Origin of the sequence: Nostoc sp. NMS7, assembly GCF_017115085.1 — a bacterium.
GTDB lineage: Bacteria > Cyanobacteriota > Cyanobacteriia > Cyanobacteriales > Nostocaceae > Nostoc.
In genome coordinates, this window is record NZ_JABXKJ010000232.1 from 20,359 (window position 1) to 37,066 (window position 16,708).

Annotated in this window: 6 protein-coding genes; 1 reads left to right on the forward strand and 5 read right to left on the reverse strand. The window is 42.0% G+C overall.

The window, feature by feature from the left end; all coding sequences use genetic code 11:
- Positions 1-199 precede the first annotated feature (199 nt).
- The 5 genes from HWQ38_RS30060 to HWQ38_RS30080 form a co-directional block, all read right to left on the reverse strand.
- Positions 200-874 carry a phenylalanine--tRNA ligase beta subunit-related protein gene (locus HWQ38_RS30060; protein ID WP_292801175.1) on the reverse strand — a complete coding sequence of 225 codons (675 nt, stop codon included), beginning with the start codon at positions 872-874 and terminating at the stop codon, positions 200-202.
- 219 nt (positions 875-1,093) lie between these two features.
- Positions 1,094-2,293 (reverse strand): argininosuccinate synthase, encoded by a 1,200-nt coding sequence (locus tag HWQ38_RS30065; RefSeq protein ID WP_292801177.1) that lies wholly within the window; start codon positions 2,291-2,293, stop codon positions 1,094-1,096.
- Positions 2,290-3,801, reverse strand: a complete 1,512-nt coding sequence (argH, locus tag HWQ38_RS30070; RefSeq protein ID WP_292801179.1) for an argininosuccinate lyase — start codon at positions 3,799-3,801, stop codon at positions 2,290-2,292. The genes HWQ38_RS30065 and argH overlap by 4 nt, the downstream gene beginning before the upstream one ends.
- A gap of 110 nt (positions 3,802-3,911) precedes the next feature.
- Positions 3,912-11,111 carry a non-ribosomal peptide synthetase gene (locus HWQ38_RS30075; protein WP_292801181.1) on the reverse strand — a complete coding sequence of 2,400 codons (7,200 nt, stop codon included), beginning with the start codon at positions 11,109-11,111 and terminating at the stop codon, positions 3,912-3,914.
- Positions 11,112-11,704: 593 nt separating this feature from the next.
- Complete coding sequence (locus tag HWQ38_RS30080) at positions 11,705-11,986, reverse strand: reverse transcriptase N-terminal domain-containing protein (RefSeq protein ID WP_292801183.1); 282 nt, start codon at positions 11,984-11,986, stop codon at positions 11,705-11,707.
- Between the two features lie 1,114 nt (positions 11,987-13,100).
- Here HWQ38_RS30080 and HWQ38_RS30085 point away from each other — a divergent pair.
- Positions 13,101-16,616 carry an NB-ARC domain-containing protein gene (locus HWQ38_RS30085; protein ID WP_292801185.1) on the forward strand — a complete coding sequence of 1,172 codons (3,516 nt, stop codon included), beginning with the start codon at positions 13,101-13,103 and terminating at the stop codon, positions 16,614-16,616.
- Positions 16,617-16,708 lie beyond the last annotated feature (92 nt).

A 16,708-nucleotide genomic window follows, 5' to 3' on the forward strand; every position in this document is an offset into this window, starting at 1 on the left:
TAATTTAGCTCAGTATGTGAGTATCGAATTCAATCTTGTACGGAGTTTTGAAAACAAAAATGAGTGATGCTTTTTTAGATGACGCATAGGCGTAGCCCACAATAGGCATCGCTAGTTCAAAAATTCTGTTTTCGACCCTCATTGTCTGCAAATTTTTAAGCACTATTACTTATTTACAAATTGTTTATGACCTAATATATCATTCGACTGCTTGAATTTCAAAAGTGCCTCCACAAAATCGTGTGATCAATTTACAAGCATTTTCTAAAGCAGCTAGATTATATTCCTGCGTTGTCTGATGAGTTCCTTGAATTATAATTACAATGTTTTTAGTGTCTAACGACAACTTGACTAGCTCGGAATCTTTAGAATCAAGCCAAGCAAGTATTTGTCTTTCATCTGCATAAACAAAATCGCCAGGCTGGGTATATTTCACTTTTTGGCTGCCAACAGCAGTAAAAGGTTCTTCCCCATCTGATAAGCGAAAGGTAATTTTGCTGCCTAATTTATCCAGGTCGTGGACCCCTAATGCCAGAAAATTCCTGGATGCGATAACATTATAAGAGTCAACAGCAACATTAATTTGAGGAAAGCGTTGAAAATGCTTAACGGACTGTATAAGTGATTCGGCAGAAGGAGGAAATTTTTTGGGACTCCGACCGATACTTTTTAGCAAATCGCGATAGCTTTGCAAAATTGTGTTATCTGATATAAACTCGTCGCTCATTTTCATGACTTCTTTAGCAGCTTGGTTTTTAATCATCTCAACTTCAGGATTTTCTCGTTCTATATTAATGCCATAAATTTCTGCGACCACCGTCGATGTAATTCCCAGCGATTTAAAATATGGTGACATGACGTAGCTAAGTTTCATTAGACTTATCTGCAAATGCGAAATACTTACTTTACAATTCTGATTTTAGTGTAACTTGGGCTTTGTTTTTGTTTTGCTACCTGTTGTCCGTCCACGTCCTCGTTTTTCTTTTGATTTTGGGGGCTGCTTGTAGCTTTTAGGTTGTCGTTTGGGAAGACAACAACTCTCTTACATTATACTTATCTATTCATACTGTTTTTTTTGCGAAGGTATTAACGTTCAAACTAACTTAATATCAGTTTTGGCTTTGACTCTTAATGGCATTGACCATATGTAAGAAAATCCCTGTCCTGCTTGATGCTCAAATTGATCTTCAACATCATAAGTGGAAAGAGAATAATCGTACATGGCGTATTGGGAATCTCGACTCAAAATTATGATGTTTCCTTTGTACAATCTCAGGGTTATAGAACCAGTTACTCGCGACTGAGTATCGTCTATAAAAGCATCTAAAGCCTTTCTAAGAGGTGAAAACCAAAGACCGTAATAAACAAGCTTGGAGTAAGTCTGAGCTACTTGTGCTTTGTAGTGCAAAAGGTCTCGATCCAGCACCAACTTTTCTAACTCTTTGTGGGCATAATGAAGGATTGCACCTGCTGGACTTTCATATACTCCTCGGGTTTTGATCCCTACCACTCTATTTTCTAAAATATCGATCCTTCCTACCCCATGTTTTGAACCAATTTCGTTCAATTGAGTAATTAATTCTACGGGGGCTAAGGATTGATCATTTAGAGAAATAGGTATACCTTGCGCGAAGCCTATGGCAATATCGCAGGGTTCATTGGGAGCTAATAATGGTGAAGTCGTAATCTGATAAATCGCATCTGGTGGCGACGATTTAATATCATCAAGAGTGCCGCACTCTATACTAGTACCCCATAAATTAGTGTCGATACTATATGGCTTGTCAACAGAGATGGAAATATCAATGTTGTGTTTTTCAGCATATTCAATTTCATCATTGCGAGATTTCATTTCCCACTCTATAACTGGTGCAATGATCCTTAGAGTGGGATCGAGGGCAGTAATGCTGGAGTAGAATCGTACTTGATCGTTCCCCTTACCCGTCGCGCCGTGAGCTACAGCGTCTGCTTTCTCTTGATGTGCTATTTCAACTAATCGCTTGGCAATTAAAGGACGCCCTAGTGGTGCAGCTAACAGATAGTTGTCCTCGTATGCTGCATTGGCTTTTAGTGCTTTAAAAGCATACTCGCCAAGATACTCTTCTCTAAGATCCTCTAGGTAAACTTTAGATGCACCTATTTTTTGAGCTTTAGCTTCTATCGCCTCCAGCAATTCAAATTGACCCATATTAGCACAAAAGGCAATAACCTCAGCCGAATACCTATCTTGAAGCCATTTTAAGGCTACGGAAGTATCTAATCCGCCTGAATATGCAAGAACAATTTTCATCATGATTCTACTCCACTAATTGCTATGTGAATATCTATGCCGCTAATAAACTGATTGGTAATTTCAAAAGTTTTGTCGAAAGCTTGTTGAATTTTTTTGTATCTGCCAGCTAAAGAATCTTTCTGGTGAATAATATCTCGATTCAAAGTCTCTAAAATTTCTTGAACACTTTCAGGTGCTGTTCCTCCTTTACTTGTTTGTCTGGATATTGCTTGGATAGGATTTAGTAGTTCCCGCAAAACTTCTGGTGAGATATTCATTCCTAATTCCTCTAAAGATTGGGAAATATCGGTTACATCGCTTAGGGTTTTTCCAAATTTAATTAATTGATTGACAACTGTACCAACTATCTGATGAGCTTCTCGAAAAGGCATATTTATTTCGACAACTAGATAATTGGCTAGTTCGGTTGCTGTTGAAAAATTTTCCCAACTCATGCTTAAAGCTCTTTGAGTATTAAATTTCAATGTTTGCAACTGCTGGCACATGACAGAAATGGTCAAACTGGTATCATCTATTGCTTGCCATAAAAATGGTTTGTCTTCTTGGAGATCGCAACTATAACCAGTGGTTACGCCTTTGACTATAGTCAAAATCTGCATGAGCGCCCCATAGACTCTTCCAGTTTTTGCTCTTGCTAATTCAGCAACGACTGGATTCTTTTTCTGAGGCATAATTGAGCTACCAGTGGCAAAGGTGTCATCTACTTCTACCAACCGGAATTCAAAACTGTTCCACAGAACAATTTCTTCAGCCATCTTTGAAAGATTACTCATTATTATTGCCAAAGCTGCCAAGCTCTCGATGATGAAGTCTCGGGAACTGGTGGCATCAAGTCCGTGCAAAAGTAGACCATCAAACCCCAGTAAATTTGTGGTTATTTCCCTTTCAATTGGAAAAGAAGTACCTGCTAAGGCACAGGCTCCTAAAGGATTTAAATTGGTATTTTCAAATGCTTTGTCCAATCGTTTTATATCTCTATTGAACATACTGGCGTATGCTGTTAACCAGTAAGCCAAGCTAATTGGTTGGGCTGGTTGGCTATGGGTATAACCAGGTATTACTGTCTCAACGTTTGTTTCTGCTAAATCAATTAGTATTTCTACAAACTTTAAAAGTTCCTGTTGAATATTCAACAAAGATATTCGCAGATACAAACGAGTATCAGTAACTACTTGGTCGTTGCGAGATCGGGCGGCGTGCATTCTGCCCCCAATATCCATGCCTAGTTGAGAAATAACTCGGTTTTCTAGGTTAAGATGAACGTCTTCTAATTCCCGCTCAAGCTGAATTTTTCCTTGACGATGATCCTCAAATATTTTTACTAGGCATTGTAGGATTTTTCGTCCATGTTCTTGGGATATTATGTTTTGATTACATAGCATTAAAACATGAGTAATACTTCCCCAGATGTCGAATTCTATAAGCCTTTTGTCGATGTCAATTGTCTGGGTGTAATCTAAAACTAATGGATTAATGTCTTTGTTAAATCTTCCTGCCCATAGTTTCATGAATTTCTCCTTTTTTACTAATTTTTGAGTCATGGAACGATAGATAATAACTGTCAACAAAATTAATTGTTCCCAAGGTTATATATTATGATTTATTATGGGTTTTCCAATTAAATAATGTTGTGATACTTCTCCGGTTCGCGTTTTAATTTTTCAAAAAAGTTCTCCAGTTTTTTGTAGGTAAATAGTTCCTGAAACCACTGCTCTTTCGATTTAGGTAAAATCTTTCCTAGGGCAATATATTCAACTACAATCTCATAGAGAAGTGTCAAACAGAAATTACCAGTTCTCTCCTTGAGTAATAAAGGTTTTTCAAAGGGAAGAATTGGGAAATAAATTACCTTTATAATATCGCCAAAATCTATTTTTCTTACCATATGGTGACAAGTTACACCGTATGTTATATCGCCATTAAATACCGCATAATAATAACCACCAATTCCCCGATAATTCGGTGGAGCAGGGTGAATATTTAAAGCGTATTTTTTCGCCTTTTCTAATACTGACTGGGGAAGAATTAGATCGGATTTAAAGGAGATAATATAATCCCCTTCCCACTCTTCGATACAGGAGGGATAAACTTCGCTTCGCTGCCAAAAAAATGAATCAACTTCGGCAAAAATATCGCTTAAAAATTGGCTAGCTAAGTTGCTCCATAACGAGCGATCGCCTACGAAGAGAACTCTTGCATCCAGCTTGGTTTTACTCCCAGTATGGTATAGGACTGATATATCACCGTTGGGAATTGCAACACTGTCATATATCTCCCTGCTGCTTACTGATTCCTCTAACTTGGAAATAGTTAGCATTGAGCATTCAGTAACGCCGCCTGATGCTACTAAATGCTCTGGTTTATTCAGCTTTTTTAGGCTCTCTACATCGGTTATTCCTCTCTTTTGCTGAAGTGTTGTTTGTAAGTCTTTGATTGACATAGCTGTAATTTTTTGGAACACCTGAGCAATTTTTTCTATCTGTCCCAGTTTGGTTTCGCCAGCCATCAAAATTTGTGAAAGCTTGGCTACAGTACTAGCCTCAAACAAATTGTGTACAGGTAGTTCTACATTAAATATATCTCGGATTCGGGAAATCACTTGGATAGCAAGTAAAGAATGTCCTCCTAACTCAAAGAAATTGTCATGAATCCCAACGCGCTCAACTTGCAAAATTTCACTCCATATTCCTGCTAAAACTTCTTCTAGTGCGGTACTGGGAGGAACATAAATGACAGCAGGGTCTAAGCTAGTAGCGTCGAGCTCTGGTAAGGCTCGGTAATCTAACTTACCATTTGGTTTGCGTGGCATTTCGAGTATGGTGACAAAGGCACTGGGAATCATGTAGTCGGGTAAATGACGAGATAGATAAGAACGCAGGCTTTTGGCGGATAGTTGCTGATTATCCTTGTATAGATTAACTTCACCTTGAGGAAAGAGTATTTCGTACAAGGGGTTGCGGGAATCAGTTTGTTGATGGTGAAGTGAATCGCAAACGAAAGAAATGATTTCCCCATTTTGTCTGATTAACTGTCCTGCAATGCGATAGTCAGGATTGACATGATTATCACTTAACTGACTGATACAAGTTGCTTCAATGATCTCACCAGGGGAGACAATAATTCCAGGAGTAAATACAGGTAAATAAACTGGCAGCCAGTTCGAGTTTTCTTGCTCTAAGTTATCAATCAAAACATTAGGAGCAGGGTAGAGATTAAGCCAGAGTAGAAAACCGTCAAATCTGCCTGAATTAATGATTTTCAGGGTGATTTTTCGGCTGTATTCTGTGTCAGTAACATCGGTGAAATCTAAATCTTCAAAAATGTCACTATCGGAAATAAAATTGCCTTGGGGGAAATTTTTGATGCACATACGGAGGTCAAAGGGATGACCTGCGTGAGCAAATATTTGTTGTACATAATGACCAGCCATCTGGTTAAAGCCAGGATTTGCTTGTAGTTCATCGGGTAGTGTCACCGCAGCAATTTTGGTGATACAGCGATGGGGAATCATGCAGGCATCTTCTTTGAGGAAGCGTCGAGCATCATTGAGAATCGTCGTAACTCCTTCAGAACCACCAATAGTCCCGATGATTTCGGAAATGCAAACATCTGCCTTAGATGGTAACTCCACTCTTTGAGAATAGCTATGAATTAAGATGATTTTCTCTGCCAATCCGAGGCGTTTGACAAGCGCGACGGCGCGGTTGTAAGCTTCTTCATCTCCCTCTATGGCATACACTTTTTCTGCTCCTGCTGCCACACATAACCGTGCTAAAATCGCGTCTTGACCAGTACCAATTTCCACCACAATGCGATCACGAACTAACTCATTAATGGCATATTGATATTGTTGGTTGCGCTCCAAATCATTGGTCATGGCGTGGTACAACAATTCGTCATACAAAGGGTATTCGCCGATGGAAGGCCAAAATTCTATTTTTTGGTGACGCTCTCGAGGCACAAGGTAGGCGACCAAATGCTTATGGGATGCCTCGCAGTCTATGTGATTTTGCACTAACACAGCGACTTCTTCCACACCTGGATATTGGCGCAAAACCGCTTCAATTTCCCCCAACTCTAAGCGGAATCCGCGAATTTTCACTTGCTCGTCAAGGCGACCGAGGAATTCGATGTTACCATCAGGCAGGTAACGGGCTAAGTCACCAGTTTTATACAGTCGTGCGCCTGGTTCATTGCTAAATGGGTGGGGGATAAATTTTTCGGCGGTAGTTTCGGGGCGATTTAAGTAACCACGGGCGATGCCGACACCACCAACGTACAATTCTCCTGGTACGCCGATGGGTAAAGGTTGCAAATAGGCATCTAGAATGTAAATTTGCTGGTTAGCGATGGGACGACCAATGGAGATCACTTCTGAGTGCGGCTGGCATAACCAGGATGTACAAGATATGGAAACTTCAGTCGGACCGTAGCAGTTGTGGAGTTCTACCTCAAACAGGCGGTTAAAGAAGCGATCGCACAGTTTTTTTGGTAAAGCTTCACCACCACAAGTGATATGGCGTAACGCCTGACAAGCCTCTAAGTCCGGTTCTTCCAGAATCATTTGCAGCATAGCAGGCACAAATTCCACAATCGTAATTTGCTGCTGTGCCATCACCTGAACCATATAACTGGGGTCTTGATGACCGTTTGCATCAGCCATCACCAGACAAGCCCCTGACAACAACGCTGCGAAAAATTCCCAAACACAAACATCGAAACTAAAGGAGGTTTTTTGGAATACCCGGTCTTTTGGTGTCAATTGGTAACGCTCTATGCCCCAAACCAAATGATTGACAATACCTGCATGGGGAATCATTACTCCTTTTGGTTGTCCGCTAGAGCCGGAGGTATAGATAATATAGGCAAGGTTAGCGGGGGTAACTGCGGTGGTTAGTTTCTCTGTGCTTTGTTGGTTAATAATTTCCCAGTCTGTATCAAGGCAAATCACAGAGTCCGGGTACTCTGGCAAACTGGTAACTAGAGAATGCTGGGTCAGCAGTACCTTAACTTGGGCATCCGCCAGCATGAAAGATATACGTTGTTTTGGATACATGGGATCGCAAGGCACGTAAGTACCGCCCGCCTTGAGAACGCCTAGTACCCCAATTGCCATTTCCAAAGAGCGCTCAAGGTAAATACCCACCCCGACTTCTGCTTTTACACCGTTGGCTTGTAGATGGTGTGCTAGTTGATTTGCTCTTTGATTCAGTTCTTGATAGGTAAGTTGTTTGTCTTGAAAAATCACCGCAATAGCATCGGGAGTCATCTCAACTTGAGCCTCAAATAGTTCGTGAAGACAAACATCTTGAGGATAATCAGTCTGGGTAGCATTCCACTCTCCTAGTAGTTGTTGCCTGGCGGCGGCTGTCAATAACGGCAAAATCGAGAGACACTGTTGGGGATTAGCAACGATCCTTTCCAGTAAAGTTTGGAAGTGACTTGCCATACGGGTAATTGTGTCTGGATTAAATAAGTCCGCGTTGTATTCAAATGTTCCAGCCAATTGGCGATCTACCTCCGCCATCATCAGCGTTAAATCAAACTGGGCAACTTTTTGTTCTAGCGCTAACGATTCGATCTTCAATTCACCTAAATCCAGATGCGCTCCGGTTTCATTTAAGGCGAAGGCTGTTAAACCTTGCTCGTGCAACAGATGGGCTTTTTGCCAAACAAACATAGTTTGGAATAGGGGCGAACGACTGGAGTCGCGTACCGTTTGCAGTCGCTCGACTAACAGTGCCAAAGGGTAATCTTGATGTGTAAAAGCATCTAGTACTGTTTGCCGGACTTGACCTAAGAAGTTCTCGAAAGTAAGATTTCCCGCCAAATTCGACCGTAAAACCACTGGGTTGACAAAGTAACCAAGTAGCCCTGCAAACTCAGCTTCACTTCTGCTGACTGTTGGCGAACCGACTAAGATATCTTCTTGACCTGTGTAGCGATGGAGCAGCAGTTGATAAGCTGCCAGTAAAGTCATGTAGAGGGTAGTTCCCTGAGTGCAGCTGAGAGTCTTCAGTTTTTGTGTCAGTTCTGTACTTAACTTGAAAGAAATAGAGTACCCGCGATAGGTTTGTACAGGGGGTCGCGGACGGTCGGTGGGTAAATTTAATCCTGGTAACTCCCCAGCAAGTTGCTGCTGCCAATATGCCCCAAGCTGTTCTCCTTTTGAACTTGCTAGCATTTGAGCTTGTTTGTGCGAATAGTCAATGTACTGTAGTTTCAACGGCGGGAGGGCTAGGGAATAACCTTGCTTTTCTGCCTGGTATAGTCTGCCCAACTCCTGCACCATGACGGCTAAAGACCAAAAGTCGGTGATGATGTGATGGAGCACTAGCAGCAGAATGTGTTCTCTCGCCGAGCTAGTAAAGAGACTCACCCGCATTAGGGCATCTTGCTCTAAATTGAAAGGACGGTCAACTTCTTGAGTTAGACGTTCTTGCAGCAAGATTTTACTCCAGCTAGAAACATGATGCTGTTGAAAGCAAACATCCATTTGTTGATGAACCAGTTGTCGTGGTTCACCTTGCCTAGCCGTGAAAGTAGTCCGTAAAGCTGGATGACGGTCAACCAATTTCTGAAAGGCACGTTGCAGCGCCGCAATCTCCACATCTCCTTTCAGGCGCACTTTGATCGCAACGTTGTAAGCTGGACTTGCTGGTGCTAGCTGATGCATAAACCAGAGCGATCGCTGACCGTAAGATAGGGGCTGCTCGCTATCACTATACTGGACGGGGGTGATCGCACTCTCTGGGCTGGAGGTATTTTCTGTCAACTGCTTTAGTACTTGGCTGGCAATCTGGGCAATACTATCACCTTGCAAAAAACTAGTCATAGACAAGACAACGCCCAATTCAGTTTCTATACTGTTTTTGAGTTCAACAGCCATCAAAGAGTCCAAACCTACCGTACTCAATGGTTGTTGAATGTTTAACTGCGAAGTCTTTAGCTGCATCACCTGAGCCACGAGTTGCTGAAGATAAATTTCCAGCTGTCGCTGGCGATCTGTCGATGCCATTGACAGCAGATTTTCTCGTTTGGGGCTATCAAACAAAGCTACTACAGAAGATTCTTCTAGAATGCTGCTACCTACTACATCTAAGTCGTGATTCAGAAAGCCTATGCGACAGGCATGACGTTGAATCTTACCACTAGAAGTCTTAGGAATATTAGCCGGTTTGAGCAACTCGACAGCATAAACTTGCAGTTCGTGTTGTTCTGCCACCGCCTGACGGATAGCTTTCACTACCTCTTGGACATCAAAATTCCGCAACTGGCTCCGCTTCACCTCGACAACAACCGCTAGCCTTTCCTCACCTGCAACATCAATAGCAAATGCCCCACTACAGCTTGATTGCAGTGCTGGATGGCTCTGTTCTACTGTCAATTCTATGTCTTGGGGATAATGGTTACGACCTCGGATAATAATCATATCCTTCAAGCGGCCGGTAACATACAATTCGCCTGAGTGTAAAAATCCTAAGTCGCCAGTACGCAGAAATGGTCCGTCGCCAGTATCTTTGAGGTAGGCTCGGAAAGTGCTTTCTGTCTGTTCGCTTCTTTGCCAATAACCCTGAGTCACACTTGCGCCAGAAACCCAAATTTCACCAACTTCACTAGGTAAACAGCTAGTTAATGTCTCAGGATGAGCAATAACCACCCGTAAATCTTCCAAGGGTTGACCAGAACTCACCCATATCTGCGCGGCATCATCTTCTAAAGTGGCGGGAATGACTTGATTTTTTTCTAGGGCTGCTTTCTCGACGGTTTGGAATACTGGCGACATTTCCTGACGACCACCAGAAACAATCAGCGTTGTTTCTGCCATGCCGTAACATGGATAAAAAGCTTCCCGGCGAAAGCCACAAGATGCAAATGTTTCTGCAAAGTTTTCTATAGTTTCAGCGCGGACGGGTTCTGCACCATTGAAAGCAACTTCCCAGGTACTTAAATCAAGAGTCGCGCGTTGTTCAGGGGTAATCTTGCGAATACATAAATCATAAGCAAAATTCGGACCACCACTCGTGGTAGCTTTGTATCGAGAAATTGCTTGCAGCCAACGGAAAGGATTTTGCAGAAAAGCCACTGGTGGCATCAGAATACATTGTGTTCCTAAATACAGAGGCTGAAGCACATTCCCAATCAAACCCATATCATGGAACAAAGGTAACCAGCCAACGACAATACTTTGCTCATTATGACCAAAACCTGATTTGATCAGTCTTTGGTTGTGTAAAAGATTTCCATGACTGACCATCACACCTTTCGGTGTAGAGGTGGAACCTGAAGTATATTGCAGAAAAGCCAAGGTATCTTCAGCAACACTAACTTCTTGCCAGTTATTTTCCAGTGCACCTGTAAAACTGTCAGTGGCAAAGCATTGTAGACCCTTCAGTTCTGGATTGTTCCCTAACAGACAAGAACTATTAGATAGTATCTGCGCGGTTGTAAGTATTACCTTTGCTTGGGCATCCGCCACAATGGCTTGCAGCCGAGGTGTAGGTTTATTTAAATGCGGTGGATAGGCGGGAACAGCAACCACCCCTGCGTACAGACAGCCAAAAAATGCCGGAATAAATTCCAAACCCGATGGATACAAAAGTAAGGCGCGTTCTCCCTTGGTGATACCTGTAGACTGCAACTGAGAAGCAATTATCTGAGCCTGTAGATTCAATTCTTGATAAGTCAATCTAGCTATTTCTGTTTCACCATCCTGCAAAAATCGAAAAGCTATTTTATTTGGTTGGTGTAATGCTTTGTAACATAGTAAGTCTACTAATGTGAAAAATTTAAAGTTATTGAATAATAAATCGCTCATCTTACTTAAGAACCTCTTGAATAAATTATTGAAAGTAATGAAAGTTGATAAAGCCTGTGATTAGTCGGCTAAAAATCATACCTTCGCCAAAAATAGAAGTAGTCAGAACTTACGCATTGATAAAAAAGACTTGTAGTTGCTATGTACTGAGATATTTTGCTGTGCTAACTAGGAGAGCAAAAGACCCTTTTAAAATATCCTCTAACAGTATTTTATACTGGTTAATTGATGGTTATATGATGGTTAACATAAGCTATATAATTTACTCAGGTGACATCAACACCATCGGTGAGAGGTTAAGATAATCTTACTTTTGTCAATTAGAAATTATGCTGAAAAATTGAAAGAAGTGAAGGTATAAAGTTAATCCTTATATTGAACTGATGTGTCAAGAATGAATGATGCGTGTCAAAATTACGCGTAGGCGTAGCCCACCGTAGGCATCGCCTGCTTAAAAATTGTGTTTTCAACCCCGATTTTAAGCAATATTTTAAGTACTATTGCTTATTGACAAATAGTATCCGACTTTTCAAACAGCCTCTTAGGATCTGCCCTATTTTTGAATAGTTGGTTTGAGGTTTCCCCCTTTCCAATTAGTTTACCAGAATCACCCTGCCTTCGGGGGTATTGATGATTTCTTTATCAATGCCTGCCGTTGCCTTGCCTTGATTGGTCTGGGTAATACGTCGAACTGACAATAGTAGATTGGCGTAGCTCTTTTGCATCAACTTCTGTAAGCTTCTTAACTTACGGAACTCACCAAGCTTTCTCGCACGAAAGATTCTTTGACGTAGGTTTCTAACAGTTTTGTTAACTACTCTCCAGTTAATCTGGTTCCAGTTCTCTAGCTGTTTCTTCAGTCCGTTTGTTGCCATTACTGACACCATCTAACTTGTCTTCGGATTTGATTCCCTTGATTGGTTTCTTTCGTATAAGACCCAGAAGAAGTTTGCTTTCCTTTCGGTCAGGAGTGATGTTACAACCCCTATCGAATCCATTACAGACCCGCATTCGCTTTTTCTTCCATCCTTTACCCTCCAAAGAATTCGGTCTTTGTTGCCTCGGACTTACTAAGAGTATTCGACCTCTCTTAGACTCTGTAGGGCTTACCCTGTTGTACCGTTTAGTTGTCTGTTTTCCTTTAGGTAGTATCTATCCTACGATGGGATTTTTGTTCATACGATTGACAGATTAGTGAGCCGTCAATCCACCCATTTACCTTTTTGGTCAGTGCCTATCAGCCTTATTTGACACCTTTTCGTATAACGCAGTTTAAGCGATACTTTACTTCCGTTCACCATTGGGAAACTCCCCTTTGCTCCCTAACCAACTTAGGCTGCCAGTTTGGGTTACTTTCATGGTCTGCACTCCATCCTTTTAATTACTTAATGAGGATGTGACCGGACTAATTTAGTCTTTTACGCAGGGGTAAAGGGTATGACTCCTCTAGGGAAGTGGGCTTCCCATACTAAACGACCATTTCAGGTCGCGCAACTAAACAACGAATCGCACTCATCTTTGTTCTCCTTGTTTTGGTTAATTTAGCCTTTGTTGTTGGGCTATGTAAATAAATATAGACAGCGTTATTGTCAATAACAATACAGATAAGTTCAGGAATTTGGTTTACACAAGTAATTAGTATAAAAAGTTAATTTCTTGAAAAAATTCAGTAAAGTTCAGGAAAACTCAGTAACGGATTTGTAGAATCTAGGAGTAGCCGTTTCAAGGTGAACGTTTGCACTATGAAAGTTCCCGTCCACTGTAGGGGCGCAAGGCATTGTGCCCCTACAAGTCTGAAACGACCATTATCCGTAACAGGACTTACGCAAACAATAGCCGAAACCCTAATTTTCTGGTAGGGGGAATTCATGAATTGCCTCTACAGCGTGTAGTTTTGCGTAAATTATACGTAATACACATGATGTTCAATTTATACAGTGCGTAAGTCCTAGAATCTTACATAAACTCTACCAACTGAGAGTGATCGCTATGAATCTTGAAGAAGTCCTAAGATTTGTGGACGAAGTTGTTTTTGCAAAAACGCAAAAGCACTTGAAGGATGTCCAAGTCTCTATCCTGCGAGGCGCTTGGCAAGGTTTAACGTATGACGAAATCGCGCAAGCCCTCGGCTATACTGATAAATACCTCAAGCAAGATATCGGACCTAAACTCTGGCAAACGCTGTCACAAATATTCGGGGAAAAAGTTAGCAAAACAAATTTTCAGTCAGCAGTAGAACGGCAGTGGAATTTATGGAAATATCAAACCTCTGAGAGATTCAACCATCTTTTATCAGAAGTAAAAGTACAACCTGATGTCTTTGAAGCCTTAACAACAGTATTGCCTGACCGTCAAGCCACCGTTGGATATCAAGATTGGGGAAAGGCAATTGACGTCTCAGTTTTTTACGGGCGTACAAGAGAACTTGCCACATTAAAGCAATGGATTGTGAACGATCGCTGCCATTTAGTAGCACTGCTAGGCATGGGTGGAATTGGCAAAACTGCTCTAGCTGTAAAAGTAGCAGAACAGATTCAGGATGAATTTAAGTACGTCATCTGGCGATCACTACGTAATGCTCCACCTATCAAAGAACTGCTAACTGACCTGCTCCAAATCCTATCCAACCATCAGGAAATTGAAAATGACTTACCAAAAGATATAGATGGTAGAGTATCACAACTAATTAGTTATTTACGTAAGTCCCGTTGTCTGCTAGTACTGGATAATATAGAGATTATTCTGCGTAGTGGTGATAGCGCAGGGTACTATCGAGAAGGGTATGAGGACTATGGTGAGTTCCTAAAACGGGTGGGAGAAGAACGCCATCAAAGCTGCGTAGTGTTAACCAGTAGGGAAAAACCTAAAGAATTTGTACTAATAGAAGGAGAAACACTTCCTGTTCGCTCATTACAACTAACGGGTCTGAAAGAAGCAGAAGGACGAGAAATCTTTAGAATAAAAGAAGGGTCTTTCTCTGGTTCTGAGAGCGAATGGAAATTCCTTATAGAACACTATGCAGGCAATCCTCTAGCTTTAAAGATCGTTGCTGGATATATTTACAATTTATTTGGTAATAGTATTTCTAAATTTATAGAATCTTTGAAGCAAAGAGCATTAGTTTTTGATGACATTTGCGATCTTTTAGATACACAGTTTAATCGCTTGTCAGATGTAGAAAAAGAAATCATGTATTGGTTAGCGATTGAGCGCGAACCTATTTCTATTACAGAATTACAAGAGAATATTTTATCATCAGCATTACAACGAAAATTACCAAAAGCTCTTACATCTCTAGGACAAAGATCGCTGATTGAAAAGAGTAAGGCAAATTTCACACAACAACCTGTTGTTATGGAGTTCATAACTGAAAGATTAATAGAGCAAGTTTCTGAAGAAATTGCGACGAAAGAAGTTAGATTATTGCTGAGCCATCCTCTTATCAAAGCTACTGGAAAAGATTATATTCAAAACAGTCAAATTCGCCTTATTTTGGAGCCAATTGCCCAGAGGCTATGTACTACCTTTAACTCTAAAAAAGATATTGAACGTCAACTCAATCAGATCTTATTTAAAATTCGAGAAGAGTTTTCTTCTTCAGTAGGGTATGGAGGCGGAAATGTTATTAACTTACTTCGTCAACTCAAGATTGATTTAAGCAACTATGACTTTTCTGATTTGACTATTTGGCAAGCAGACTTACGATACGTGAATTTACATCATGTCAATTTCCAGAACGCCGATCTCGCTAAGTCTGTTTTTACTGAAACCTTGAGAGGTGTTTTCTCGGTAGCATTTAGCCCCGATGGAAAACTTTTGGCTACGGGTGATTCTGATGGCGAGGTTCGCCTGTGGCAAGTTAAAGATGGTAAACAACTTTTTACTTTGAAGGGGCACACTAGTTGGGTATGGTCAGTGGTTTGGAGTCCGGATGGTCAAACCCTGGCCAGTGGTAGCGAAGACCACACGGTGCGGTTGTGGGATATCCTTACTGGTCAATGTCTCAAAGTTTTGGGCGGTCACAACCGTCGAGTATTTACAGTGGTTTGGAGTCCGGATAGTCAAACCCTAGCCAGTGGTAGCGAAGACCACATGGTGCGGTTGTGGGATATTCGTACGGGTCAATGTCTCAAAATTTTGCACGGTCACGCCAAGGGTATCCGGTCAGTGGTTTGGAGTCCGGATGGTCAAACCCTAGCCACTAGCAGTATGGACTGCACGGTTAGGTTGTGGGATATTTGTACGGGTCAATGCCTCAAAATTTTGCACGGTCACACCGATCAGGTATTTGCAGTGGTTTGGAGTCCGGATGGTCAAACCCTAGCCAGTAGTAGCGAAGACCACACAGTGCGGTTATGGGATGTTCCCACAGGTCAATGTTTTAAAGTTTTGCACGGCCACACCAGTTGGGTATTTGCAGTGGCTTGGAGTCCGGATGGTCAAACCCTAGCCAGTAGTAGCGAAGACCACACAGTGCGGTTATGGGATGTTCCCACAGGTCAATGTCTCAAAGTTGTGCACGGTTACACCAGCGCTATCTGGTCAGTGGCTTGGAGTCCGGATGGTCAAACCTTGGCCAGCACCAGTACTGATAAGACAGTGCGGTTATGGGATGTTTCCACTAGTCAATGTTTTAAAGTTTTGCACGGCCACACCAGTTGGGTATTTGCAGTGGCTTGGAGTCCGGATGGTCAAACCCTAGCCACTAGCAGTAGTGACCACACAGTGCGGTTATGGGATGTTTCCACTAGTCAATGTTTTAAAGTTTTGCACGGTCACGCCAGTTGGGTATTTGCAGTGGCTTGGAGTCCGGATGGCCAAACCCTAGCCAGTGCTAGTATTAACCAGACGGTGCGGTTGTGGGATGTCCCTACAGGTGAATGTTTTAAAGTTTTGCACGGCCACACCAGTCGGGTATTTGCAGTGACTTGGAGTCCGGATGGTCAAATCCTAGCCACTGGCAGCGAAGACCAGACGGTGCGGTTGTGGGATGTCAGTGATGGTAAGTGTCTCAAAGCTTTGCACGAGCATACTAGTGGTATCTGGTCACTGGCTTGGAGTTCAGATGGTCAAACTCTAGCTAGTGCTAGTGCTGACCAGACAGTGCGGTTGTGGGATGTTTCTACTGGTCATTGTCTCAAAGTTTTGCACAGTCACGTTGGTCGGGTAGGTGCGGTGGCTTGGAGTCCAGATGGTCAAATCATAGCCAGTGGCAGTGAAGATAAAACCGTGAAATTATGGTGTGTCAGTAAAGGGCAATGCTTGAGAACATTGCAGGGATATCGTAAAGAGATACGGTCTCTCGCCTTCAGTCCTCAAGGTGAGACGTTAAGTGCTGGCAGTGAAGATGAGACGATTAAGCTTTGGGATGTCAATACAGGTGAATGCTTAAAGATCCTGAGAGCTAATCGGCCCTATGAACAGATGAACATCACTGGCATCACAGGTTTAACTGAAGCTCAAAAAGCTACGCTGAAAGCTCTAGGGGCACTGGAGTTTGAATAAAGCTCACGCGATAAGCTAATCGGCATTTAAGCTGCATAATATAAATGCAGAGCCGATTGAAAGTAACTATGCCACCTCCAGCCAAAAATTTT

Coding starts and splice junctions, on each gene's coding strand:
- HWQ38_RS30080 (WP_292801183.1), bottom strand. CDS start 11,986: ATGGCAACAAACGGACTGAAGAAACAGCTAGAGAACTGGAACCAGATT.
- HWQ38_RS30075 (WP_292801181.1), bottom strand. CDS start 11,111: ATGAGCGATTTATTATTCAATAACTTTAAATTTTTCACATTAGTAGAC.
- HWQ38_RS30085 (WP_292801185.1), top strand. CDS start 13,101: ATGAATCTTGAAGAAGTCCTAAGATTTGTGGACGAAGTTGTTTTTGCA.
- HWQ38_RS30060 (WP_292801175.1), bottom strand. CDS start 874: ATGAAACTTAGCTACGTCATGTCACCATATTTTAAATCGCTGGGAATT.
- HWQ38_RS30065 (WP_292801177.1), bottom strand. CDS start 2,293: ATGATGAAAATTGTTCTTGCATATTCAGGCGGATTAGATACTTCCGTA.
- argH (WP_292801179.1), bottom strand. CDS start 3,801: ATGAAACTATGGGCAGGAAGATTTAACAAAGACATTAATCCATTAGTT.